The following is a 26185-nucleotide window of genomic DNA, read 5'->3' as shown; positions in this document are numbered from 1 at the left end:
AGGCCAGGGACTAAGCACTATCAGAAGTCGTAAGACAAGCGAACATTTAAAGCACGGCCAACAGGGCTCGCGGCGCTGCTCAGATAACCGTAGGTGTAAGCGTTATGATTAGTGACAGGAGGACGGGCATTCAGAAGATTCGAAATGCCTGCGGAAATTGCCATGTTTTTAAAGCCACGGTAATTCACTGTCCAGTTCCAGATGGAATACGACTCGATATCACGGAAATACTCTGGTGCAACCAGGTTCTGATCGTGATAACCAGTGTTGAAGTTTTGCGTCAACTGTGATGCCCAGTCGCCACGATCCCAGGATAAACTCAGTGTGTGCTTCCAACGGAAAGTGATGATAGGCATACTGGAAGTGGTGCCATTGCTTGCTGCACCAAAACGACCGATATTCGACACATACGGGCTATCTTTTTCCAGTTGATTATCAAACTGCGTCAGATAAGTACCGTCAAGTTTCACCTTAAAATTGCCTGCGGATGTTTTCGGGAAAGCATATGCCAGTGAAACGTCGATACCAGACGCTTTTTGACCACCCAGATTCATCGTCACATTTTTGATGAACGCCAGTGAACCATCTGCATTACGCACAAACAGATCAGCATATTTTTGCGGATTCGTGAAATAAACCTGTTCTGGTAAGTTCGCCAGCATGTCGGTCATTTCTATGTGCCAGTAATCAGCCGATACCGTCAGATTTTTCAACGGTTCAACCACGAGACCGAAGGTATAACCTTTGGATTTTTCTGGCTGCAAATCAGCGTTGCTACCGGTTTGCTTAGGCAAGGTCGTATTACAGACCGTGGAAGCAACCAGACCAGGTAAGGCTTTACCCGTGCCAGCGACGCCTGGCGTGCCGCCCGGACATTGCACAGGATCATCCCATTTCGCTGCTGTTTTTGTCGTTGCACCTGGCAAACGGTAACCGTAGCGGTCGAACAAAGTCGGTGCACGGAAACCCGTGTTAGCAGAACCACGGAACATCAGCTCTTTAGTTGGCTGATAACGGAAACTGGCTTTAGGGTTGATCGTATTACCGAAATCGCTGAAATGATCGTCACGTACAGCAAAGTTCAGATTCAGTTCTTTGGTCAGCGGTACTTCTAACTCAGCGTAGGCCGCAGCGACATTCCGGCTGGATTTCGCAAACGATGGCGAAGCGCCTGCATATGTTGCAATATTAGTGATGTCCGTCTTTTGATCTTCAGTCGTATCACGGTGATAGTCCGTACCCAGCGCCAGCATCATCGGGCCGCCAGCCAGATTTGACAACTCACGCGACACCGTCAGATCGACGCCAGTAAATGTACTGACAGAATGCCGGTTCAAGGCGCCATCGACTGAGATACTTTTCAGATATGCCAGCCCGGCCGAATCTTGTAAACCAAATGGATTCAGGGTGCCGTTGCTGATACCTTTCAGTAAATCAGCCCCGCTCACATAGCCAGAGTCATAGTAATTTTCACGCAGACTGTGCCCATAAACAAAACCAAGTTTGTAATCCCATGAGGAGATACGCCCTTCGTCGTTCACGGCGATACGCTGGTTCACTTGTTTATCTTTGGTTGTTGCCAGCCCCAGATCAGCAACACTCCAGGTGACAGTCAGAGGTTCGCCCTTCAGACCAGCAACTGCAGGTACACCACCGCTACCGCCCGGATACCATTTGCTGCTTGACGGTAATTGCGCCGTCACACCATTCGCAGCCAGACTTGTTGTTGGATTTTTAGTGCCCAGGATGTATTCCTGTCCGCGCATGTAATCCACCGTCAAGGTGTGATCTTCATTGAAGCGTTTTGTGAATTTGGTGTAGAACGTCACCTGCTCATTGCCGTACAAAGCACTACCGTACGCAGCATCGTTCAAAATACAAGTATTTTTTGCACCTTGTATCGAATATGGTGATTGGCAACCTGAAGCGTAGTAAGGATTTTGTGCGTTTTTATTTGTTGCGGTCGTGAAGTTGGCAGGCATCGAATAACCGCCACTACCCAATGCGGGTGCACGACCAATACTCGTCAGAATATCATTTGTACTTAATTCGGCGCGATCTGATGCCGCCAGACGACTGCGACGATGTGCGTCAACAGTGGCATACCAGTTCCAGCCATCTTGTGCCAGGTTGCCGAAACCGACAGTTCCGCTGATACGCTGCTCATCTGCACCGCCATTTTTTTGTGGCTGTACCAATTGCGCAGATATCGTTTTACCTTCAAATGTGCGTTTGGTGATGAAGTTAACTACGCCACCGATCGCATCCGAACCGTAAATCGAGGAAGCACCATCACGCAATATCTCTACGCGTGCAATCGCACTCATAGGAATCACATCCAGATTGGCATAGCCATCGGCAATCGCTTCGTTCGCCAGACGACGGCCATTCAACAACACCAGCGTGCGGTTAACACCCAAACCACGCAGATTGATGTTTGTACCTGAGCCTGCATTTGAAGGTGCCAGCGATGCTGATTCCGGCAATGCCATCATCAGATCGGCAAGTGTGGTCATACCACGTTTTTCCAGCTCTTCACCAGTCACCATCGTGACAGGCAACGATGCCTCGGTAGCCAGACGACGGATAGAAGACCCCGTGACTTCTACCTTTTGTATTTCTTCTGCCTGCACCTGATTGACCAGCGTCAGAACAGCAATACTGACGCTGCTCAGCATAAATGCGGAACGGCTCGTTACTTTCTTTTTCATTCTAATGTCTCCTCAAACTCCTATTTTTCATCAACGATGTCACTCCCGGTTTTGGTGGTGAGTGACTTGTCTGGAGCACCTCGCGTACTCCGTGCCGCTGCGACGAAGATGAGTACACAAAATATCAGTGTCTCACCGGGGTCTCAGCCGGTCGAAAAATCGGTAGTCTCTACCGCTAAAACTGGCAAATGTGTCTTTGCCTTATCAGTGTTTCAGCCGCGAGAAAAAGTTCTGGTTACACGTTCCAGATGCGCCCGCATCGCTTTGCGGGCAGCCGCCGGATCATGTGAGGCAATCGCCTCCAGAATGTTTCTATGGTCCGTCAATGTTTCATGACGTAATTCCTCTGTCTGAAAATGCTCCTTCAATTTGTGCCATAAGCGGCCACGTTGATTCCATAAATACTCGACAGCACCGACTAACGCGCTATTACCTGTTGCTCTGGCGATGGACAGATGAAAATTCCTGTCCGCACTTTCATTACTGGCGTAATTCGCGTGATGCGCCTCCATCTCCAGTACCGCTTTTAAAATGTCGTCAATCGCCGAATCAGTCGCCACACGTGCCGCAATCGCTGCGACTTCTGATTCAATCAAACGCCGTGCCGATAACACTTCAAATGGCCCGGCACCGACTTCAGGCAAATGCGCCTCTGATTCAACCACCTGACTGACATACACACCAGAACCACCACGTACTTCAACAGTACCGCTCAGCTCAAGTGCAATCAGTGCTTCACGTAAGGACGCGCGTGATACGCTGAGCTTTGTTGCCAGATCTCGCTCAGATGGAAGACGCTCACCAGGTTTGATTTCTTCTTCAGCAATCAATCCCTTAATCTTGTCTGCCACGACGCGATACAGGCGCGGCTCATGAGAAATTGCCTCGTTTTGTCCCGCATTATTTTTTTTATTCATTTTTTGACGACCTTATCAACATAACAGCCAGTCATTTTTTGTTCGGTCAGGCCATTCTAATTTGGTCTGACCAAAACATCAATCTGGACTAGCCAAAAATTTATCATAGTGGCATACTCACCACAAATTCGGCACCAAAGATTATAGCGAAACGGCCGCAGCACTCCCAGAAAAAATGCGATAAACCATTGAATTTAAATGAAATTAACTCTAAAAATTCAACTAATCTACAAAATTACGCATACCTGATCCAATAAAAATATTTTGTGACATCGGCGCATTTCGGTCTATCCAGTTATCATCTGGCCTGACCAATTTTTTAAAATTTTGCGCTAGTCAAAAAATAACACCAACGCAAAACCAGGCAAAGGATATTTCATGCAGCTTACTTCCGAGCAAAAACCCTTGTATATCAAGATGCACGACGATGACAACGTCGCCATCGTCGTCAATGATGGCGGGCTGCCGGCACATACCGTGTTCCCCTGCGCTCTGGAACTTGTTGATCATGTTCCTCAGGGACATAAAGTTGCGTTAACGGATTTACCCGAAGGCAGCGCCATCCGGCGTTATAACGTGACGATTGGCTATACCAACACTGATGTAAAACGCGGTCAGTGGCTCAATGAAACATTGATACGCATGCCGGATGCCCGCGTACTCGACAATCTGCCGATTGCGACCGTATCGCCAACACCGTTGCCGCCGCTTGAAGGCCATACGTTTATGGGCTACCGGAATGACGATGGCAGCGTAGGAACGCGTAATATCCTCGCTATCACCACGACGGTGCAATGCGTATCAGGTGTGGTCGAACATGCAGTCAAACGCATCAAAGCAGAATTACTGCCGGATTTTCCAAACGTTGATGACGTTATTGGGATTGAACACACCTATGGCTGCGGTGTTGCGATTGATGCGCCGGGTGCAGAAATCCCGATTCGCACCATCAGAAATATCGCCCGCAACCCGAATTTCGGCGGACAGGCAATGGTCGTCAGCCTCGGTTGTGAGAAATTACAACCAGCCAAACTATTCCCTGCCGGTAGTTTCCCGATTAAGAATGAAGCGCAGCCTCCCGTTGTTTGCCTGCAAGACGCTGCGCACGTTGGCTTTCAATCGATGATTCAATCCATCATGGAACAGGCCAAAGCGCAGTTGACGATACTGAATCAGCGTCAGCGCGTGGTATGCCCTGCTTCTGATCTGGTCGTCGGTGTGCAATGCGGTGGCAGCGATGCTTTTTCCGGCGTGACCGCCAACCCCGCAGTCGGTTTTGCCACCGACTTATTAGTCCGTGCTGGTGCCAGCGTGATGTTTTCCGAAGTGACAGAAGTGCGCGACGGCATCGATCAACTCACTTCACGCGCCACGAGCCCGGAAGTCGCCAACGCCATGATCAGGGAAATGCAATGGTATGACGATTATCTGAAACGTGGCGGTGCAGACCGCAGCGCCAACACGACGCCGGGAAACAAAAAAGGCGGGCTCTCCAACATCGTTGAAAAAGCGATGGGTTCCATCGTCAAATCAGGCTCATCGCCAATTTCAGGTGTGTTATCGCCCGGCGAAAAACTTCAGCAGCGCGGCCTGATTTACGCAGCAACACCTGCCAGTGATTTTATTTGCGGCACCTTGCAAGTCGCAGCCGGAATGAATCTGCATATCTTCACCACAGGCCGCGGCACGCCTTATGGTCTTGCACCAGTACCAGTAATTAAAGTAGCGACACGCGATGATCTGGCGCGACGCTGGCATGATCTGATGGATATTAATGCCGGTAAGATTGCGACTGGCAACGCCACCATAGAAGATATAGGCTGGGAACTTTTCCATATGATGCTCGATGTCGCCAGCGGTAAAAAAACCTGGGCTGAACATTGGAAACTCCATAACGCTCTGGTCTTGTTCAACCCGGCACCAATTACCTGATTGTTGATCGCTGATCGCAATCTATGCTGCTGACAGACCGATTTCAATGCGCTGTCAGCAGAAATTACAGCGGCGGCTCAGGTCAATTAAACGCATCACAAACACATCATTGACTGACACTATTCATTACACAAAACATTACACAAAATAAAAAAGAGGAAACTATGGACAAGCAAGTTGTAGCAAAACCCTTTCACCGCATCTTACTGACCGGTGCCGCTGGCGGTCTGGGAAAAATTCTGCGCGAAAAACTGAAAGACTGGACGGAGATTTTACGTGTCAGCGATCTGGCTGATCTGGGTGCTGCGCAAGAAGGCGAAGAAGTCGTGCAATGCGATCTCGCCGACAAAGCAGCGGTAATGGATCTGGTGAAAGATGTAGAACTGATTCTGCATTTCGGCGGCATCTCTGTTGAAGCCAGTTTTGAAGACATCATGCGTGCCAATATTCAAGGCACCTACAACATCTACGAAGCAGCGCATCACCATAAAGTACGCCGCGTGATTTTCGCCAGCTCTAACCACACGATCGGTTTTTACAAAACCACTGATTTCATTGATGCGACAATGCCACCGCGTCCTGATGGCATCTATGGTGTCAGCAAATGTTTTGGTGAAAGCCTGTCCCGCTATTATTACGACCGTGTTGGTATCGAAACCGTGTGCGTACGCATAGGCTCCGCCTTCCCTGCACCGGCCAATCGCCGCATGCTGACGACCTACCTGAGCTACGACGATTTAGTTGAATTACTGCGTTGCGCAGCCTTCACTCCACGCGTCGGCTACACCATCGTATTCGGTGTCTCCGACAATCGTGAAAAATGGTGGAGTAATCACGCGGCATCGCATCTGGGCTACGAACCAAAAGACAGCTCAGATAAATTTGCGCATTTATTCCCGGATACAGGTCGCTATCCGGATGCCGATGATGTCGGCAGCACGTATCAGGGCGGCGGCTTCATTCTGAGCGGCCCACAATACAAACCATAAGCTGCAACAACAGCGCCAGCTGTGCGATCAACTGGCGCTGACATTTCCGCGATTGAATCAGTCAGAAAATCCTGATGCGTTCTTAATATCGTCTATGGTACGCTGCTCAGATGAACAAAATCACTGAGCTCCTGCAGCGACCGCACTCTCCGTTAAGAGATAGCTTTTCTATCTTTTTACTGCTGGCATCAGCCAGCGGCGTCAACGCATTGATTGACCCTTATGTGTCACTCACCAGTCAATCTATGATTTATGTGCTGGCGGTCGTTATCGCTGCATACAGTCTAAGCTGGATTTACTCTGTCACCTGCGCCCTCGCCGCGGTGGCCGCGCTGAATTTCTTTTTTGTCCCGCCCCGTTGGACGTTCAGAATAGATCAATCGGAACATTTCATTGCACTGATCACGATGCTGGTGCTGGCCCTGGTGATTCATCGCCTGACATCCGGTTTGCGCCGCGAAACTGAGATCGCGCATCTGAATGAGCAACGTGCACGACAATTACAACATCTGGCGGTACGACTCGCCGCATGCAATACCGCTGACGATATTTCCGGTTTAGGCCAACAAGCGTTCGACGATTCTTTTTCCGGCGTCAACCTACTTGGTCTGAACGACGCCAGCGGAAAACTACATTGCCGCAATGAGCTGCCCGCAACCATACGCGATGGCATGGCATGCTGTATGAAAGAAGGTACCGTCATCGGCGCAGGCACCAATCGCTGGTCTGATCTTGACGCATGGTATTTACCCATAGCAGATAGTCATCCGCATGGACAAATGCTGGGTGCCGTATGCATACAATCCGTTTCGGCAAATGACAGTAGCGGCCGCCAGCACGCCGAAGCGCTTTGTACGATACTGGCGCAGGCGCTCTTGCGATTAAGCCTGAACGCCAGCATTCTGGCTGCGCAACGCGAAACAGAGCGCCAGCAATTACAGGGCATATTTTTAGCGGCGGTCTCACATGATTTACGAACGCCGTTAGCCGTCGTCGTCGGTGCCGCATCCGCGCTGCAACTTCAGCATGCCAAACTCAGCGTGGCTGAACAAGAACACCTGCTCGACAGCATCATCAAAGAAGCCGGATATTTATCGGCACTGACAGAAAACACCTTACAACTAGTGCGTCTGGAAAACACGCCGCAATCACTGGTGCGGGATTGGGAATCGATAGAAGAAATCATCGGCAGCGTGCTGGCGCGGGTGCGTCAACATGACACTGACAAACGCATTCAGCTCGAGCTTCCGAAAGGCCTGCCATTGGTCAGAGTCGATCCGGTTTTGATTTCGCAACTGCTGGCGAATTTGCTGGAAAACGCCCTGAAATACACCGATGGCGACATACAACTGCGCGTCAGCATTCAGGGCGCACAAGGTTCTGATGAACACAACGCCGATCAGCATCAGCAATGGATGCTGATCTCGGTGAAAGACAGCGGCAAAGGCATACCGGAACACGAACAACTCAGCATTTTTGAACCCTATGTGCGCGGCGATCACACCGATCGCAGCAGCCAGCGCGGCTCCGGACTCGGGCTCGCCGTTTGCAAGGCCATCGCAACCGTGCATGGCGGCAATCTGGTGCTGAACCAGCCGCAGGAAGGCGGCAGCGAATTCAGCTTGCAGTTGCCATTAGATGCGCAACCACCCGCAGTAGCAGGAGAGTTGTCATGAGCATCCGCGTGTTAGTGGTGGAAGACGACAAAGAGATACGCTCACTGATACAAGCGTCGTTGTCTGTCGAAGGTTTTACTGTGCAAACCGCTGTCTCTATCAGCGAGGCCAGCGCCATCTTAAAACATGCGCTGCCAGACGTCGTCGTGCTTGATCTTGGCCTGCCCGACGGCAATGGCGCAGACCTGGTGCGCCATGTGCGCAAGCAAAGCAATCTGCCGATTCTGATTGTTTCAGCCAGACATCAGGAAACCGAAAAAATTGCCCTGCTGGATGCAGGCGCAGACGATTATCTGACGAAACCATTCAGCGTCGGCGAAATGCTGGCGCGCATCCGGGTCGCCTTGCGCCACCGGGGAACCAACGTGCCCGCCGCCACGACCGAATACACGCTGGATGGCTTACACATCGATCTGAGCACCCGCCTGGTCGAACGCCACGGCCAGGTTCTGCATCTGACCAAAACCGAATTCAGCTTACTCGCACGCCTGGTGCGCAGCAGCGGCAAAGTCGTCACGCACCGCCAGCTACTGGTGGATGTCTGGGGCGAAGAATTCATCGACCACACGCATTACCTGCGACTCTACATGGCACAACTGCGCGCCAAAATCGAAGACAACCCGACCGAACCCCGCTACCTGCTGACAGAAACCGGCGTCGGCTATCGCCTGGCCGCCATCTAGCACTCGCATCGCTGACTGACGCAAGCCACTCAAAACACCCAAAATATACTCCACGGGGTATGTTTACAAGCCCAATGTTTCTGCAGGGATTAAGGGTGTTTTATTAAAAACAGGGGGGAGTATGCAGAATGAGAGCATTTTCCCCACAGATTTTGGCGCATGCGTCTGTGCGCCTAACTGATGTGATACCCCGAAATATTTGAGCATGCGACGAACGCGGGCAAGTTCCTGTTGTTACACTGTATTTTTAATCAGTAAAACGAAAAAAAACTAGACCAGATAAGGCCTTGCGACACATTGGAACTTGTTGCTTATTTTTCATTCATCTGTTATTTTGCCATTTTGCACTTTAAAACAAGTTAGACCTCGCATATACAGATCATCATGTCCACCGTCTTTCTCTCATTTTCGAATCAGGATCGCGGCTTTGCTCAGCCACTAAGGCATGCGCTGACGAGTCTTGGTCACAAGGTGTGGTCATTTGATGAACAAGTCGCGCCCGGCGATCGCTGGCAAGATGCAATCTTCGACCGGCTAAAAGAAGTCGATGCGGTTGCAGTCATAGTTTCAGAAGCCTCATCCACGAGCGGATGGATACATCATGAGCTAGGAGCTGCTGTTGCATACGCGCGAGAACGTGGGCGCCCGGTCATTATTCCTATCGTCCTTGGAGACGTGCAATTGCCCGCGAACTTGGCGCAGTTCCAGGGCATCTTCGTCCGAGGTGACAGTGCGGATGACGTAGCTTTAAAAATCGCGGAAGGCCTTGAGCGCATTTCTGGGATCGAGCTCGCGAAGGAAGAGAAGAGAAAGGAAGTCAGCAAGCACGTCGAATCAAGTGCAGCCGACTTCATCCAGAAGTCGCTTGAAGAATTGCGGGGACGGGAGAGAACATACCAACGCTGGGCATACATTTGGTACGGTCTAGCCTACGTCACGTTACTAGCAACGGTTGCCTTCGGAGTATGGCGAGTACTGGTCAAAGGCCCATCAACAACAGATTGGCCAGCACTTGTTGAGTTGATGGTTACTGGTGTCGTAGTTGTCGGCCTGCTGATTGCCCTTGCGAAGTACGCCTTCTCACTCGGCAAATCATTCATGGTGGAAGCTTTACGCAACGCAGATCGACGGCACGCGATCTCCTTTGGCGAGTTCTACCTACGGGCTCATGGCTCTGCCGTCGACTGGACGGAGGTGAAGGATGCATTTCAGCATTGGAACATCGACAAAGGCTCTCAGTTCATTGGGCAGCAAGCAACTGATCTCGATCCACAAATCTTCGCTATGGCCGTCGAAGTCGCAAAAGCAGTGCTGTCACGCGAAAAAGGCAAATAGCTCGGCTATGTCTAACTGGTCGTTCAACACGGACGCCACGGCAGGGCATGCCTTCGGCATTCTCATGGCCTGCCGCGGTGCCCTCCGCGCTTCGCGCTCCGGCGCCGGTTAACTATGGCGTTAATACTCATGAATGCAGAAGATACTGAGAAGTCGTTTCGCAAGCTGCTGAAAGAATCTGGAAAAACGCTAAGGGCTCTTTCTCCAGCCGACTTACTTTTTGTAGTCGGTGATTTTTGGCTCTCAACAACGCCAGAAGGTTTGCGTGAAGAAAATGGCGATGGTTTGGTTGCGTATTTTGAGTTAACAAGTAGAGGGAAAGGCATACAGTATGAATTTGGTGTAAACCGAATCATGTGTTTTCCTCCTGCCCCAGAACAATACTCCGCATGGTTGCCCGCATTGAAGCTGCGTTGTTCGCTAGGATATAAAGCGACTGCGGAAATTTTCCAATTAAAAGCGCCAGTTAGTACCTTTGGTTGTTGGGATAAAACCAAGTCGAAAGATTTTTTCGATTCAGTTACCAACTCACCCCAGTTTCAGCTAATTAAATCTTATACTCACTTTTCGTCAGGTGTTGCACTATCAGAGTGCGATGCTCCTTGGGGAAATCCCGAACATTCAACTAAAGGATTTGAATGGGCAAAGACATGAAGAGTATTAACTCAACAATCGACTCGGACGCTTTGCGCCAGTCATCTCAGCGTTGAACAGCAATGCGACGACTGCTCGACCACGAACTTCCTTTGACCCAGCACCTGCTTGCCGTAGGCGCCAGACTTGAGCGTGCGGAGCAGTTGCTGGTCGAACCTCTCGGGAAGTTTGCGGATCGGAGGCGTGTCGGCTGATCGGGAGCTAGGTCGGAAAGTAGCCGAAGTGCACTTCTCCGATGCCGATGGGACTGCTGTCATCGCTGCGCTGAACGTGGACGTCGACGACCAACTCTTTGAGATCGACATTTGGAAAGTCGATTTTTCGGCATTGCAGAGGTGGCCCTCGCAGCACGAGGTATCGCAAATGCTGTTCAACCCTTCGCTCTAGCGGACGGCTTCGCCGCCCGCTGAGCTGTGACGTTAGCTATCAAAGGAGAGTTGTGTGTATCAAGAAGAAGAACTTGAATATGTCGGATTTTGGGCTCGTGTTGGAGCAGCACTGATTGACACAGTTTTAGTTGGAGCCATTACTTGGCCTGTTTTAACTTGGTTTTATGGTGAGTCATACTGGACTGGCGGTGAATTGATCAAAGGGCCGATGGATTTTTTCCTTTCGTGGGTAGCGCCGGCAGTTGCCGTTGTTTTGTTCTGGGTGTCAAAACAAGCGACACCGGGGAAAATGGTGATTTCCGCAAGGATCGTTGATTCAAAAACTGGAGAGGCACCAACACCCGGGCAGTACATCGGTCGATACCTCTCGTATTACGTTTCTATTATTCCTGCATTCCTTGGCTTAATCTGGGTTGGAATTGATCACAAAAAACAAGGGTGGCACGACAAGCTCGCTGGCACCGTCGTCGTCAGAAAGAAACGCGCCTCCCAACCAGTGTCATTCGATGACTAAGCATTTTGCCGAGAGGTGCAGCCCACAAGCTACGCTGGGGGCTTCACTTCATGGCTTTGCAGTCAAACCGTAGGCACAAATGACTATCGCATTCGCCGCCATTCTTGCCATCATCATCGCAGGCATCGCTTATGTGCGTGGGCTGCGTTCTCATCCGGACGCGAAGCGCTCTAACGCCGGCTGGTATGGGCTTGGTGTGCTGGCTTTGCTGTTTGCTGGGCTATGGGCTTCAGGCAACGCTGGCAATGAAAGCGAAGCATACGGCTTTGGCATTGCCATTTTTCTGGCTGTTCCTGTCATGCTTTTGATCGGTGTCGCCTCGGCTATCGGAAAAGCGATACGCAAGCGCAAAGACCGAAAACAATGAATCACGGCCTTCACACCTGCCTCTGACAACTGGTAAATGCCCCGTCAAGGTACAAGAAATTAATCAATCGTGCTGGCGCGGGGAACCCGCCTGCAGTCATGTATCCGGCATCTGAGGTGGAATCTGTTGTGTTCGTTGCCGACATAGAATTTGACTGATTATTGCGCCGCTCGCTGGTGTAAGAAAGACTGGCAGGCGCAAACCTGCGCACCTCGCCAGAAGCTGCGCCAGTGCGAGGTGTGGGCTGTGTTGTTGGAAAAGCGCACGACTGACACAGTTACTAATGCATTCCTGATTATTTCCTTATGCTTTCCTGATGCCTGCCGCGGCATAGTGCATTTCTGTTCATTGAATTTCGGGATTTGTATGAGTCAACATTCTGGCCGCGAAAGCATTGCTGCCCTCACCCTCGGTGCGCTGGGCGTGGTCTATGGCGATATCGGCACCAGCCCTTTGTACACCATGAAAGAGGTATTCAGCCCCGCGACGGGCGTGCCTTTGGATACCACGCATCTGATCGGTGCGGTGTCGGTTATCTTCTGGGGGCTGATGATGGTGGTGACGCTGAAGTATGTTCTGCTGATCTTACGTGCCGATAACCGCGGCGAAGGCGGCATCATGGCGCTCACCGCATTAGCTGCGAAAGCGGCTGGTGATACGGGGCAGCGGCGTTTAATTCTGTTGCTGACCGGTGTCTTCGGTGCGTCTTTATTTTATGGCGACAGCATTATCACGCCAGCCATTTCTGTACTGAGTGCGGTCGAGGGTTTAGAGGTGGTGTCGCTGGGATTTAAGCCCTATGTCTTACCGATCTCTATCGGCGTATTGATAGCCTTATTCGCCGTGCAGCGCTACGGCACATCCGTGGTCGGTAAATTGTTTGGCCCTGTGATTGTGATCTGGTTTGCTGTGTTAGCCGTCGCGGGCATCAGTGAAATCATTGTGCAACCGGCGATTCTTGCTGCACTGAATCCCTTGAACGCGATTCGTTTTTTAAGCTCACAGGGTTGGCATATTTTTATTGTGATCGGTGCGATCGTGCTCGCGTTTACGGGGGCCGAAGCGCTGTATGCAGACATGGGGCACTTTGGAAAACGCCCTATCCAATTAGCCTGGACTGGCATGGTTTTACCTGCGCTGGCGATCAACTACATGGGACAGGGCGCTTTGCTGATGCGCGATCCGTCGGCGATTGAAAACCCGTTTTTCCGCTTATTCCCAGAGCATTTTTTAATACCCGCCGTGGTGCTGGCAACGATCGCCACTGTCATCGCTTCGCAAGCGGTTATTTCAGGTGCGTATTCGATGACCAAGCAGGCGGTTCAGTTAGGGCTGCTGCCGCGTATGCAGGTGAACTTCACTTCGGCGAAAGAGATGGGGCAAATTTATATGCCCGGCGTGAACTGGTTGCTGCTCGTTGGCGTATTGCTTGCCGTTGTCGGCTTTGGCAGCTCCTCCGCGATGGCGGCTGCCTACGGGATTGCCGTGACGGTGACGATGATGATTACGACTATCTTAACTTTTTTCGTGATTCATCACGGCTGGAAAATGCCGTTTGCTTTGGCAATCACAGCGACCGGCGTATTTTTAACCTTGGATGTTTTGCTGGTCGTCGCGTGTTCGCTGAAATTTTTGCAGGGTGGATGGTTTCCTCTGGCGATGGGCGTTGCGATCTTTCTGGTGATGGCGACCTGGAGACGTGGCCGCGAATTATTGATCGACAGCATACGCAAAGGCGACCCTGAGTTATTGCCGTTCGTGACCGCCTTATCCGGTGACAACACGCCGCGCGCATCGCGGACTGCGGTGTATGCAGTCGCGAACCCTGATACGGTGCCACAAGCCTTATTACATAATCTGAAGCACAATCAGGTGCTGCATGAACGCAATATTATTTTGACGGTGAAGTTTCATGATGTGCCGTGGGTGCCATTTGAAGAGCGGGTACAAGTCGAAGCCTTAGCTCCTGGTTTCTGGAAAGTGAAACTGAACTATGGCTTTAAAAATACGCCGGATATTCCGAAAGCGCTGGAGTTGTGCAAGGCACATGGCCTGACCTTGAATATGTTTGAGATTTCGTATTTCCTTAGCCGCGAAATCGTTGTGCCAACCAAAGGAACAGGGATGGCGCACTGGCGGGAAATTTTATTCGCGCTGATGTCGCGTAACTCACTGAGTGTCGTCGATTATTTCCATCTGCCGAATAATTGCGTGATCGAACTTGGTACCCGGGTGCAGATTTAAGTCAAAAAGTATTTTCAGCAGAATGCAGCCAGCCGTCGATAAACATGATGATGACTGGCTGCATTCCTATTTTCAGGATGCCGACGCGACAACCGCTTTGACCAATACTGGCAATGCCGTAGTTGGGCGTGCGATCAGTTTGCTCAATTGATGGCTATCATCAAACAGACCCCCCTTCGATGCACCGACATCAGACTCGGCCAGCAACACTGCCACCGGTTCAGGCAGACCCGCACTCAGCAAGGCCTCTTTGTAAGCGCTTTCCGGCAAATTCTGATAAGCCACTGTTTTAGCTGATTGCCGCGCGATTTCTTGCGCCAGCTCTTGCAGAGAATACGAGTCATCCCCTGCCAACTCATAAATCCGCCCGGCCTGATTTTCACTGGTCAGCACGACTGCCGCGGCCTCTGCATAATCAGCGCGGGCAGCTGATGAAATGCGACCGTCTCCGGCACTTCCCAGCAAGACACCGTACTGTAAAGCCGCTGGCACGCTGGCGAGATAGTTCTCGGTATACCAGCCATTTCTTAACAGAACGACTGGCAAACCAGAAGCCTGCAGCAGTTGCTCGGTTTCCTTGTGTTCGGCAGCCAGCGGCAATGGGGAAGAATCTGCATGCAAAAGACTGGTATAGGCGATCAGCTCAACACCGGCGTTTTTCGCCGCATCGATCACGGCTTTATGCTGAGCAACGCGCTGCCCGATTTCACTGCTGGAGATGAGCAGTAATTTCTCACCTTTTTTGAATGCACTGGTCAGCGTTTCAGGGCGACTGTAATCGATCTGCCGCACCTGTACGCCGCGCCCGGCCAAATCACTGACGCTGTCTGGCTTACGTACCGCCGCAACGATCTCACCGGCTGGAATTTTTTTCAATAAGGCTTCTATCACTAAACGACCAAGCTGGCCGGAAGCACCTGTGACGACTATCATGGCAAATCCCTTTGTAAATTGAGTAGGAGCAGGCATAATAGCGCCTTAGCTAACTAAAAGTAAGTACGCACAAAAAGGTAAGTAAGAATGAAAATGAAAGCGGTCGAAATACCTTTTGCACCGAGCCTGGCAGACAGAATGCAGCGCGGCGATCTGTTCACCGAGAAATGTCCGTCCAGAGAGATTCTTAAACACGTCACCAGTCGTTGGGGCGTATTGCTTCTGGTGGCGCTGTTAAGCGGAACGCAACGCTTCAGCGATTTACGGCGCAAGGTCAATGGCATCAGTGAAAAAATGCTGGCGCAAACCTTACAGTGGCTGGAAGCGGATGGCTTCGTTGAGCGGATTTCTTATCCTGTCGTGCCGCCGCATGTGGAATACACGCTGACGCAATCCGGCACCGAAATCGCAAAAAAAGTAGAAGCGCTGGCAGATTGGATAGAGTTGAACCTGCCGGAAATTATCGCGGCACAAAATCAAAAAAGTGAGCAATAGGCAAATCTGCTAGCGGCTCATACCAATCGCATTTTTCACTTCACTCAAAACGGGTCTGGCCTGAGTGCCCTCCCCGTTTGATTCGCGCGGCATCAGTCCGCTGATCTGGCGCCGATTCACACTCCGCAGTGAGTCCGCCGGACAATTCAAGGCGCGTCTGAACACGCTTCCCTAAGGTCATAACGAAGTCATATTTAAGAACTATTCTCACGTTAAATATGTTTCCTCCATGCATTTTTCCTTTAAGAAAATCGTGCTCAAATTCCTCTCTCCCGCCATTCGTCTGACGCAAGGTTTTCGCATCGGGCATAAGGTCGCGTTCATCGCCGCGGCGTTTTCTATTCCTCTCTTCATTGTTCTGACGCTGCTCTTCATAGAAATGCGGACAGAGGTCGGTATTAGCAAAGAAAAGCAATTCGCCATACAGCAGATACACGGATATCAGGATCTGGAAACCCTGATACGGAAACAAAGGGCATTGCAGCATCTGCAGCTCAATGGCAATAAACAAGTTGCCGATGCGATCAGCTCAAATCAAAAGCAAATTGCCGATAGCCTGAAAAAGCCGGACGTTAACGACGACATAAAAAAACGCTGGCAAGATCTGATTGGCCAGCAAGCCAGCTTAAAGTCTGCCGTCAGTTTTACCGAATACACCAAATTATCAGAGCGCTTGAATCAGCAAATTCAGGAGCGTGCTTATGCTTCCAAGCTCGCCCTCGACAGCGATTTCGTCACTCATGAACTGGCGAATATCTATCTGAGCGGCATTCCCTCCATCGCAGAGAAAATCGCAGTGATGTCCGCCCGTGGCGCAGCATATATCGACACTGGCTTATTTGAAGGTGGCGAAGATGTGATGCTCAATTCGTTGCAACTGATGGCGAAATACGAGTTAGTGCAGTTGCGACAAAGAGTGGATTCACTGGAAAAAAGCAATCCCGATTATCAAACGGAATTCCGCTCGCTTAAAACAGCGATCGGCGTTTCGGAACAATATCTGGAAAGAGCCAAAGATGAAGTTCTGTCTTCAGTCAATCAAAGCTCAGGAAACGCATTTTTAAAAGCCGGCGATGAAACGCTGGTAAATCTGAACGCTGCGAGTAACACCGTATCCACGCTGATTGATCAGCGCCTGACGCGTCACGCGCAACAATTGAATCAGAAAATAGCCAAAATGTTTTCTGCACTCATGTTACTGGTGCTGATCGCCAGCTATTTTTTGCTCGGAATCTATTTCGCACTGTCGAGAGATATCAAAACACTGACTGAAAATATCGAAAAAACAGCATCGGGAGATTTAATTCAGATGCCTGAACGCAGCGGGCAAGATGAGCTGGCGCAATTGATTAACGCGGTCACAAAAATGAATCAGGGCTTGAGTCACCTGGTACAAAATATCCGTACTGGCGCTGAAAACGTCAACAACATTGCCCATCATATCCATAATGAAAATGCAGAGCTTGCCAACCGTACTGAAACGCAGGCTGGCTCTCTGCAACAAACAGCAACCTCAGTCGAAGAACTGACCAGCACAGTAAAAGAGAATGCCGGCAATCTGGCGCAGGCAAGCAGCCTCGCCAATACATCCGCAGAGCACGTGCAACAAGGCTTGCAGGTTATGGATAAGGCCATTGTATCGATGCAATCAGTCACATCCGGTACGCGCAAAATTGCGGAAATTATCGGTGTGATGGATGGCATTGCATTCCAGACCAATATCCTTGCACTCAACGCGGCAGTTGAAGCAGCCAGAGCCGGACAGGAAGGGCGTGGCTTTGCAGTAGTCGCCAGCGAAGTCAGAAATCTCGCGCAGCGCAGCGCGAATGCCGCCAAGGAAATCAAGTCCTTAATCAACACATCAAGCGAAGCAGTACAACACGGTAACAACATGATAGATTCGGCAGGAAAAACGATGCAGGAAATCGCCGAAAATATCGCCCAAGTGACCGATCTGATCCGGCATGTGGCAGATGTGAGCCGGGAACAAAGCATGGGCATTTCCAGCGTCAATGAAGCAATCGCCGCCATTGACGAGATCACACAACATAATGTCAGCCTCGCAGATGAGGGAGCGAAATCAACCGCGAGCCTGGAGGATCAGGCATCAGCACTGATTGATGCAGTCAGTGTATTTAAAATCTACCAAAGCGACATTCATGTGGAACATGAAGAACAAGGTCAATTGCTGAGATTAAAACAACAGAAAAGGAAAATTGAATTGAAAACGGCAGAAACTCAAACTGAATCTGCCGTAGTACGATTGCGTACAATCAAGAGGTAATAATAAGGAAGTAAAGCATCAGGAAGTAAAACATCCGAGGGCAATCACTCTGCCCTTCGGTTTTTTACGGGGTGAGCAGATTCAGTATGGAACGTAGCTCATCACGGATGTAGTGCAGATCCACCGGAGTTTCCACCACTTCGTCAGTTTCCTGGATACGCCCGGCGGCGCTGCCGAGTTTATTGCGGGCACCGTTAATCGTGAAGCCCTGCTCATACAAAAGTTCGCGGATACGACGTATCAGAAGCACTTCATGATGCTGGTAATAACGACGGTTGCCCCGGCGTTTTACCGGCTTCAGTTGCGAAAATTCCTGCTCCCAATAACGCAAAACGTGTGGCTTAACGCCACACAATTCGCTTACTTCTCCAATCGTGAAATAACGCTTGGCCGGAATCGGTGGCAAGGTCACTGTTTCGATTTTAATTTCAGTCATGAGAATCTTTTAAGCAGCATGAGCCAATGGTTGACCGCTGATGTCATCCACCATACCCTTCAATTTCTGGCTGGCATGGAAGGTGACAACACGACGGGCAGTAATCGCAATTTCTTCGCCCGTCTTAGGATTGCGCCCGGGACGCTGTGGTTTGTCTCTTAACTGAAAATTACCGAAGCCGGACAACTTCACCGCTTCGCCACGTTCCAGTGCATCACGAATTTCATCGAAAAAGGTTTCCACCATATCTTTAGCTTCGCGTTTGTTGAGGCCGACCTGCTCAAACAACAGCTCGGCTAACTCAGCTTTAGTTAAAGTGGGTAACTCTTTTTCCGCTTGAGAACGCGCCCTGGCCTCCAGCATCGCACGATTTAAATCGGCATCCAGCACCGATTGAAATTCAGCGGAATTTACGTCATTCATTATCAAACTCATCTAGTCTATACGGGCGTAAGCCAATCATCTTAGCGCAGCTTGGCAGCAAACTTCAAGCCTGCGGCCTGAGTCAATGCGGTCATTGCGGCTTCAACCTTGTCATCTTGCAATGTAGCTTGAGTATCTTGTAAGCTAAAGCGGAAAGCAAGACTTTTCTCATCTGCCTCCAAGCCCTTACCACGATATTCATCAAACAAAACAATAGCTTGCACAATTTTACAGGCTTCGTTCCGGCCTATTTCAGCGCTAAACACATCGATCATCTCCTGCACGGAAACGGATTGTTTAACCACAAGAGCAAGATCCCGCTTCACAGCCTGGAATTTCGATATTTCCTGATAAACCGGAACATTGACGGATTGCAAAGCTGCTGTATCGATTTCAAAGACAACCGGCGCCAGCGGCAAATCGTATTTTTGTTGCAAGCGTGGATGCAGTTCACCGATAAAGCCAACAATCTTGCCGTCACATTCAATGCTGGCACTACGGCCCGGATGCAAGGCAACGTGTTCATTTTTGATGAAACGCACAGCTTTTGGCGCAAACAAAGCCTCGACATCCGCTTTCACATCAAAGAAATCAACATTACGCGTTGCCACACCCCATTGTTCTTCAACGACAGGGCCATAAGCGAGTCCGGTCAGATGCTTAGGTTGGCGATAACCCGCGACTTCCAGCGGACCGTCCTGTACGGAGGAGTCGGGCAAGTAAACAGCACCGATTTCAAAAACACGGATACGGCTGACTTTACGATTCAGGTTATAGCGGGCATTCGCTACCAGGCTGCCGATCAGATTGGTACGCATCACACTCATCTGACTGGCGATAGGATTCAATAACTTCACAGGCTGATCGTTACCGGCAAAGTCTTTTTCCCAGGCTTCTTCAACGAAGCTGTAGTTAACCACTTCCTGATAATCCATATCAGCGACCAGAGAGCGCAAATCAAACAGCGAGCGTTGATTTTCCGGCGCGATCAGCATGGCGTTCGCGGCAACCGGAGGTAAAGCCGGAATATTCTCAAAACCGTAAACGCGCGCGACTTCCTCAATCAGATCTTCTTCGATTTCGATATCGAAACGATAGGACGGCGGCGTCACCAGGAATTCACCTGTCTGCTGCGTAAATTGCAATCCCAGACGTTTGAAAATATCGGCGATGACCTCATCAGTCAACGGCACGCCGATGACTTTTTGTGCCCGTGCGGTACGTAATTTCACCGGCAAACGTTGCGGCAAATTAATAATCTGATCATCAACCGGACCCAGTTTTACCTGTTCACGGCCACCACAAATCTCAACGATCAAAGCACTGATACGTTCGATATGTTCGACGATATTTTCAAAATCGACGCCACGTTCAAAGCGATGTCCGGCATCGGTAGAGAAATTAAAACGACGGCCCCTGCCCTGGATTGCCTGTGGCCACCAGAAAGCAGCTTCGAGGTAAATGTTTTGCGTATCCAGAGAAACAGCGGTCGAATCGCCACCCATGATGCCGGCCAGAGATTCGATTTCTTTTTCATCCGCAATCACGCCGACCCATTCATCGACCTCAACTGTATTGCCATTCAGCAGCTTCAGTGATTCACCTGCTTTACCCCAGCGCACATTGAGTCCGCCATGGATTTTATCGAGATCAAAAACATGCGATGGACGCCCCAGTTCAAGCATCACATAATTGGAAATATCAACAAGCGCAGAGATAGGGCGCTGTCCGCTGCGCTCAAGGCGTTGTTTCATCCAGTCTGGGGTCGGTGCTTTCGCATTGACGCCACGAATCACGCGACCGCAGAAACGGCCACACAGATCAGACGCGGAAACTTTCACCGGCAACACTTCCTGCAAGGATGGCGCAATGACATCCGTCACAGGCATCTGCAAAGGCGTTCCGGTCAGGGCAGACACTTCTCTTGCAACACCTAAGACGGATAAGCAGTCAGCCTTGTTCGGTGTGAGCTTGATCGTAAACTTCAGATCATTCAACTCATAATAATCACGGAAATTCTGGCCCACTGGCGCGTCTGACGGCAATTCCATCAAGCCGCCATGGTCTTCAGACAATTTCAATTCGCGTGCAGAACACAACATGCCTTGCGATTCAACGCCGCGCAACTTGCCTACCTTAATCACGAACGGCTTACCGTCAGCCCCCGGAGGCAAAACCGCGCCAGCTGTTGCACAAGGCACACGCATGCCAACGCGGACATTCGGCGCTCCGCAAACGATATTCAACAATGTGCCGGTGCCTACATCAACCTGGCACACATTTAAACGATCAGCATCGGGATGCTTGACGATTTCACGAATCTCCGCAACCACGACATTGTTGAAAGGAGGAGCAACAGGCTCCACTTCTTCGACTTCCAAACCTGACATGGTCAACAGATGAGACAATTCATCCGAAGTCATCTTCGGATTGACCATGGTGCGGAGCCAGTTTTCAGAAAATTGCATAATTCAGCCGTCTATTGTTAGATGCTTGAGCTCAGATTGCTCAAAAAATTAGTTGAATTGCTTCAGGAAGCGCAAATCGCCCTCATAGAACAAGCGCAGATCGTTGACGCCGTAACGCAGCATCGTCAGGCGCTCAAGGCCGGAACCAAACGCAAAGCCTATGTATTTTTCAGGATCGAGTCCCATGTTGCGGATCACAGCAGGATGCACCTGACCAGAACCCGATACTTCGAGCCAGCGACCTTTTAAAGGCCCGCTGCCGAAAGCGATATCAATTTCGGCTGATGGCTCGGTAAATGGAAAATAGGAAGGTCGGAAGCGTACCTGCAAATCGTCTGTTTCAAAAAACGCTTTTACAAAATTCAGATAGACACCTTTCAGATCCGCGAAGCTGATATCTTCAGCAATCCATAAGCCCTCAACCTGATGGAACATCGGGGAGTGTGTCGCGTCGCTGTCAACACGATAAGTGCGGCCAGGTGCAATAATTTTGATTGGTGGTTTGCTCATGCGCGCATATCGCACCTGCATAGGGCTGGTATGCGTACGCAGCAGCAATTGCTTACCCTGACTATCCTTACCATCAATATAGAAAGTGTCCTGCATAGAGCGGGCAGGATGATTTTCAGGACTATTCAAAGCAGTAAAATTGGTCCAGTCGGTTTCGATCTCAGGGCCGTCAGCGACGTCAAAACCAATTGAACGGAAAATTTCTTCAACGCGCTTCCAGGTGCGCATCACAGGATGAATGCCACCGATACCACGGCCGCGTCCGGGGAGTGTCACGTCAATCGCTTCGGCATTTAAACGCGTCTGCAATTGCGCGTCTGCCAAAGCATCGCGACGCTCAGTTAAAGCATTTTCGATTTTGACTTTAGCAGCATTAATCACCGCACCCTGCACTTTGCGCTCATCCGGAGACAATTTCCCCAGACTCTTCATCTGTTCGGTAATCTGGCCACTTTTGCCCAGGTACAATGCCTTAGCATTTTCAAGTGCGGCGGCATCCGGTGCCGCGAGAAAATCAGCACATGCCTGGCTGACGATTTGATCTAAAGGGTTCATGCGTTGTTCCCGCTTACTGTGAAGCTGAAATAATGAGCTGAAAACAAAACGGGGCATAGGATTCAACCTCTGCCCCGCTTGATATAGCGATGTTTAACACATCGCAACGACTACAAATTACTTTGATTACGCAGCCAGGTTGGCTTTAACTTGATTAACAATCGCAGCAAACGCTGGTTTGTCCATCACAGCCATGTCAGCCAGTACTTTACGGTCGAGTTCAATGGAGGCTTTTTTCAAGCCGTTCATGAACACGCTGTAAGTCATACCGTGTTGACGGGTTGCTGCGTTAATACGAGTGATCCACAATGCGCGGAATACGCGTTTTTTATTGCGGCGATCGCGGTATGCGTATTGACCTGCACGCATAACTGCTTGCTTAGCAATACGGAATACTTTACTACGACGACCACGGTAACCTTTAGCAAGGTTCAGAACTTTCTTATGACGGGCACGAGCGGTAACCCCACGTTTTACTCTAGGCATAATAACTCCTTAAAATAGTGAGTATGAGGTTAAGCGGTAGGCATCATGCGCATGACTGATGTCACGTCGGACGCATTGATGTTACGTGTACCACGTAATTGACGTTTGTTCTTTGTGGTCTTTTTAGTCAAGATATGGCGCTTGAAAGCGTGACCACTCTTTACTGTTCCACCTGGACGTACACGAAAGCGCTTCTTAGCAGAGCTCTTTGTTTTCATTTTTGGCATAACACTATCTGTCGTTGACGACAGCTCCGGTTTTATATGATGGTAGGTGGCAGCAATAAACGCTACTCTTGGATGCCTACTTCTCACTTATTGTGATCTGTTCCTGACGAAACAGATCTATCGTAATACCCGTACCAAACAAGTACTACAAAATACTTATTTCTTTTTCTTAGGTGCCAGAATCATGACCATCTGGCGCCCTTCCATTTTTGGAAACTGCTCTACCTGGCCGTAAGGCTCTAAATCAAGCTTCAGGCGCTCAAGTACACGCATACCGATTTCCTGATGCGCCATTTCACGACCACGAAAACGCAAAGTAATCTTTGTTTTATCGCCGTCATCCAGAAACTTGACCAGATTACGCAGCTTGATGTTGTAATCACCATCATCTGTACCAGGACGGAACTTCACTTCTTTCACCAAAATGACTTTTTGTTTCAGTTTGGCTTCGTGAGCTTTTTTCTGTTCCTGGTATTTAAACTTGCCGTAATCCATCAAACGACAAACAGGAGGCTGGGCAGTGGGTGCAATTTCCACCAAATCCACATTAGCCTCTTCGGCCAAACGGAATGCCTCACTCAGTTTAACGATACCCAGAGGTTCATTATCAACGCCGGACAAGCGCACTTCAAGCGCGGTAACTTCCCCGTTGATACGATGTGTTCTTTCGGTAGCTATTGCAGTTTCCTTTAAAAAATTAAATCTTTACCGTGCCAATCTCGCTTAAAGCAAGATTGCGGACTGATCTGTTAAACCTTAGTGTCTGCTTCGTTTTTTAAACGAGCTATGAAGGCATCAAGAGGCATTACCCCCAGATCCAGATTGCCACGCGTACGCACAGCGACTGTGTTTGCATCTCGTTCTTTATCACCTATTACTACTATGTAAGGCATTTTTTGAATAGAGTGCTCGCGTATTTTATAGGTAATTTTCTCATTACGCAAATCCGTGTTAACTCTAAACCCTTGTTTCTTCAGGATTTCAGCAACAGATTTTGCGTATTCTGCTTGCGACTCCGAGATATTTAACACGGAAACTTGCACTGGAGATAACCACAAAGGCAAAGCGCCGGCATGGTTTTCAATCAAAATTCCGATGAAGCGCTCCATAGAGCCAACAATAGCGCGATGCAGCATTACCGGCACTTTGCGACTGTTATCATCAGCCACATATTCAGCACCCAGGCGACCCGGCATAAAAAAGTCGACCTGCATAGTACCGACTTGCCAAGGACGACCCAAGCTATCTTTCAGGTGGTATTCGATTTTCGGACCGTAAAATGCGCCCTCACCCGGCAACTCTTCCCAATCAGTCACACCGCAAGCGCGCAAGCCAGCGCGCAGCGTTTCTTCAGCGGTATCCCAGACTTCGTCACTGCCAATGCGATTTTCTGGCCGCAAGGCGAGTTTGATTGCAATATTTTTAAAGCCAAAGTCGTCATAGACCTTCATTGCCTGAGGGTGAAAAGCAATTACCTCATCCTGAATTTGTGCCTCTGTACAGAAAATATGTCCATCATCCTGAGTAAAGCCGCGCACACGCATAATTCCGTGTAAAGCACCGGACGGCTCGTTGCGATGACACTGACCGAATTCACCGAACCGCAATGGCAGATCACGATAACTCTTCATTCCAGAATTGAAAATCTGCACATGTCCAGGGCAATTCATCGGCTTCAACGCATAAGAGCGATTTTCCGACTCTGTGATAAACATATTGTCTTTATAGTTATCCCAGTGCCCGGTTTTACCCCACAGACTACTGTCGAGAATCTGCGGACCTTTCACTTCCTGGTAACCACAATCCTGATAAACCTTGCGCATGTATTGCTCTACTTGCTGCCAGATAGTCCAGCCTTTCGCATGCCAGAACACCAGGCCCGGAGCCTCATCCTGAAAATGGAATAAATCCAGCGACTTACCCAGCTTGCGGTGATCGCGCTTTTCAGCCTCTTCCAGCATGTGCAGGTATTGCTCCTGATCTTCTTTTTTTGCAAACGCAGTACCGTAAATACGCTGCAACATTTCATTCTTAGAATCGCCACGCCAGTAAGCACCTGCAAGCTTCATCAATTTAAAGACTTTCAGCTTGCCAGTGGATGGCACGTGCGGCCCACGACACAAATCAGTAAAAGTACCCTCGGTGTAAAGAGAGACATCCTGATCAACAGGAATCGACTCAATAATTTCTGCCTTATACGCTTCACCGATCGATTTAAAGTAAGCAACAGCCTCATCTCGCGGCAACACCTTGCGGACAACTTGCTCATCTTTTTTAGCGAGCTCAGTCATTTTCTTTTCTATCGCGAGCAAATCCTCAGGAGTAAATGGACGCTTATAAGAAAAGTCGTAATAAAACCCGTTTTCGATCACAGGACCAATTGTCACCTGCGCATCGGGAAATAATTCTTTTACCGCGTAAGCCAGCAAATGCGCTGTCGAATGACGAATCACATCCAATCCATCCGCATCTTTGTCGGTCACAATTGCCAACTCAGCATATCGCTCAATCAGGAATGAGGTATCCACCAATACGCCATCAACTCTGCCAGCGAGCGCCGCCTTTGCCAGGCCAGCACCAATACTGGCAGCAACTTGCGCCACGGTTACAGGCGCATCAAATTGACGTTGCGAACCATCAGGAAGTTTTACTGAGACCATGTCACTCTCCATAGTGGCAGAAGTTTGCCGAAATTTGCAATTAGAAAATAAAGACGAAAAAAAAGCACGGCTAGCCGTGCTTTTTCAAATTTGATACAGACGAAAAAGATCCTCGACTAGAGTCGCTCCCAAACCATTTGCGTGGTAGTTCGCGGTGTCATAACCAGGATGCCTTTCTCGCTCTTATCTAAAATACTTATATTTTTTGAATTCATTGGTAGACACGATTGGACTCGAACCAACGACCCCTACCATGTCAAGGTAGTGCTCTAACCAGCTGAGCTACGCGTCTAAAGA

General features: G+C 49.8%; 21 protein-coding genes, 1 tRNA gene and 1 pseudogene. 11 read left to right on the top strand and 12 right to left on the bottom strand.

Features of this window, described 5'->3' with window-relative positions:
• Positions 1 to 20: 20 nt before the first annotated feature.
• Positions 21 to 2711, bottom strand: a complete 2691-nt coding sequence (locus H8K38_RS12510; protein WP_186885159.1) for a TonB-dependent siderophore receptor — start codon at positions 2709 to 2711, stop codon at positions 21 to 23.
• A 212-nt stretch (positions 2712 to 2923) separates the two neighbouring features.
• Entirely contained in the window at positions 2924 to 3628 is a 705-nt protein-coding gene (locus H8K38_RS12505; protein WP_186885158.1) for a FadR/GntR family transcriptional regulator, read from the bottom strand.
• A 378-nt stretch (positions 3629 to 4006) separates the two neighbouring features.
• On the opposite strand from H8K38_RS12505, the gene garD reads away from it, so the two are divergent.
• The 9 genes from garD (at position 4007) to H8K38_RS12460 (ending at position 14411) form a co-directional block, all read left to right on the top strand.
• Positions 4007 to 5560: a galactarate dehydratase gene (gene garD, locus H8K38_RS12500; RefSeq protein WP_186885157.1), complete on the top strand. Its 1554-nt coding sequence runs from the start codon at positions 4007 to 4009 to the stop codon at positions 5558 to 5560.
• A 164-nt stretch (positions 5561 to 5724) separates the two neighbouring features.
• A complete protein-coding gene (locus H8K38_RS12495) occupies positions 5725 to 6549 on the top strand; it encodes an NAD(P)-dependent oxidoreductase (protein WP_186885156.1) in 825 nt (274 codons plus the stop codon).
• A gap of 110 nt (positions 6550 to 6659) precedes the next feature.
• Positions 6660 to 8225 carry an ATP-binding protein gene (locus H8K38_RS12490; RefSeq protein WP_186885155.1) on the top strand — a complete coding sequence of 522 codons (1566 nt, stop codon included), beginning with the start codon at positions 6660 to 6662 and terminating at the stop codon, positions 8223 to 8225.
• The gene (locus H8K38_RS12485; RefSeq protein WP_186885154.1) at positions 8222 to 8908 is read left to right on the top strand and encodes a response regulator; all 687 of its coding nucleotides are present in this window, start codon (positions 8222 to 8224) and stop codon (positions 8906 to 8908) included. The genes H8K38_RS12490 and H8K38_RS12485 overlap by 4 nt, the downstream gene beginning before the upstream one ends.
• Before the next feature lie 384 nt (positions 8909 to 9292).
• Positions 9293 to 10243, top strand: a complete 951-nt coding sequence (locus tag H8K38_RS12480; protein WP_186885153.1) for a toll/interleukin-1 receptor domain-containing protein — start codon at positions 9293 to 9295, stop codon at positions 10241 to 10243.
• 129 nt (positions 10244 to 10372) lie between these two features.
• Positions 10373 to 10897, top strand: a complete 525-nt coding sequence (locus H8K38_RS12475; protein ID WP_186885152.1) for a hypothetical protein — start codon at positions 10373 to 10375, stop codon at positions 10895 to 10897.
• 441 nt (positions 10898 to 11338) lie between these two features.
• Positions 11339 to 11800: an RDD family protein gene (locus H8K38_RS12470; RefSeq protein ID WP_186885151.1), complete on the top strand. Its 462-nt coding sequence runs from the start codon at positions 11339 to 11341 to the stop codon at positions 11798 to 11800.
• Between the two features lie 79 nt (positions 11801 to 11879).
• On the top strand, positions 11880 to 12167 hold the full coding sequence (locus H8K38_RS12465; protein WP_186885150.1) for a hypothetical protein: 288 nt from the start codon (positions 11880 to 11882) through the stop codon (positions 12165 to 12167).
• A 366-nt stretch (positions 12168 to 12533) separates the two neighbouring features.
• Positions 12534 to 14411 carry a potassium transporter Kup gene (locus H8K38_RS12460; RefSeq protein WP_186885149.1) on the top strand — a complete coding sequence of 626 codons (1878 nt, stop codon included), beginning with the start codon at positions 12534 to 12536 and terminating at the stop codon, positions 14409 to 14411.
• Positions 14412 to 14483: 72 nt separating this feature from the next.
• On the opposite strand, the gene H8K38_RS12455 is transcribed toward H8K38_RS12460, so the two are convergent.
• Positions 14484 to 15344, bottom strand: a complete 861-nt coding sequence (locus H8K38_RS12455) for an SDR family oxidoreductase (protein WP_186885148.1) — start codon at positions 15342 to 15344, stop codon at positions 14484 to 14486.
• Positions 15345 to 15431: 87 nt separating this feature from the next.
• On the opposite strand from H8K38_RS12455, the gene H8K38_RS12450 reads away from it, so the two are divergent.
• Both H8K38_RS12450 and H8K38_RS18705 read left to right on the top strand, forming a co-directional pair.
• Positions 15432 to 15839 (top strand): helix-turn-helix domain-containing protein, encoded by a 408-nt coding sequence (locus H8K38_RS12450; RefSeq protein ID WP_255422949.1) that lies wholly within the window; start codon positions 15432 to 15434, stop codon positions 15837 to 15839.
• 1633 nt (positions 15840 to 17472) lie between these two features.
• A pseudogene (locus H8K38_RS18705) lies at positions 17473 to 17823 on the top strand (methyl-accepting chemotaxis protein); the annotation flags it as partial.
• Positions 17824 to 18187: 364 nt separating this feature from the next.
• On the opposite strand, the gene H8K38_RS12440 reads toward H8K38_RS18705, so the two are convergent.
• The 9 genes from H8K38_RS12440 to H8K38_RS12400 all read right to left on the bottom strand — a co-directional run bounded on the left by H8K38_RS12440 (position 18188) and on the right by H8K38_RS12400 (position 26180).
• Complete coding sequence (locus H8K38_RS12440; RefSeq protein ID WP_186885146.1) at positions 18188 to 18559, bottom strand: MerR family transcriptional regulator; 372 nt, start codon at positions 18557 to 18559, stop codon at positions 18188 to 18190.
• 9 nt (positions 18560 to 18568) lie between these two features.
• Positions 18569 to 18982: an integration host factor subunit alpha gene (locus H8K38_RS12435; protein WP_186885145.1), complete on the bottom strand. Its 414-nt coding sequence runs from the start codon at positions 18980 to 18982 to the stop codon at positions 18569 to 18571.
• A 41-nt stretch (positions 18983 to 19023) separates the two neighbouring features.
• Positions 19024 to 21450 (bottom strand): phenylalanine--tRNA ligase subunit beta, encoded by a 2427-nt coding sequence (gene pheT / locus H8K38_RS12430; protein WP_186885144.1) that lies wholly within the window; start codon positions 21448 to 21450, stop codon positions 19024 to 19026.
• A 48-nt stretch (positions 21451 to 21498) separates the two neighbouring features.
• Positions 21499 to 22515, bottom strand: coding sequence for a phenylalanine--tRNA ligase subunit alpha (gene pheS, locus H8K38_RS12425; protein WP_186885143.1), 1017 nt, complete (start codon positions 22513 to 22515; stop codon positions 21499 to 21501).
• Positions 22516 to 22641: 126 nt separating this feature from the next.
• Positions 22642 to 23001 (bottom strand): 50S ribosomal protein L20, encoded by a 360-nt coding sequence (rplT, locus tag H8K38_RS12420; protein ID WP_186885142.1) that lies wholly within the window; start codon positions 22999 to 23001, stop codon positions 22642 to 22644.
• A 29-nt stretch (positions 23002 to 23030) separates the two neighbouring features.
• A complete protein-coding gene (rpmI, locus tag H8K38_RS12415) occupies positions 23031 to 23228 on the bottom strand; it encodes a 50S ribosomal protein L35 (RefSeq protein ID WP_038493025.1) in 198 nt (65 codons plus the stop codon).
• Positions 23229 to 23384: 156 nt separating this feature from the next.
• Positions 23385 to 23906: a translation initiation factor IF-3 gene (gene infC, locus H8K38_RS12410; protein ID WP_186885293.1), complete on the bottom strand. Its 522-nt coding sequence runs from the start codon at positions 23904 to 23906 to the stop codon at positions 23385 to 23387.
• 71 nt (positions 23907 to 23977) lie between these two features.
• A complete protein-coding gene (thrS, locus tag H8K38_RS12405; protein WP_186885141.1) occupies positions 23978 to 25888 on the bottom strand; it encodes a threonine--tRNA ligase in 1911 nt (636 codons plus the stop codon).
• 215 nt (positions 25889 to 26103) lie between these two features.
• Positions 26104 to 26180: transfer RNA gene (locus tag H8K38_RS12400), tRNA-Val, on the bottom strand.
• Positions 26181 to 26185 lie beyond the last annotated feature (5 nt).

The sequence above is a fragment of the Undibacterium sp. FT79W genome (assembly GCF_014284215.1).
GTDB classification, from domain to species: domain Bacteria; phylum Pseudomonadota; class Gammaproteobacteria; order Burkholderiales; family Burkholderiaceae_D; genus Undibacterium; species Undibacterium aquatile.
This window is presented reverse-complemented; position numbering and strand designations above follow the sequence as displayed.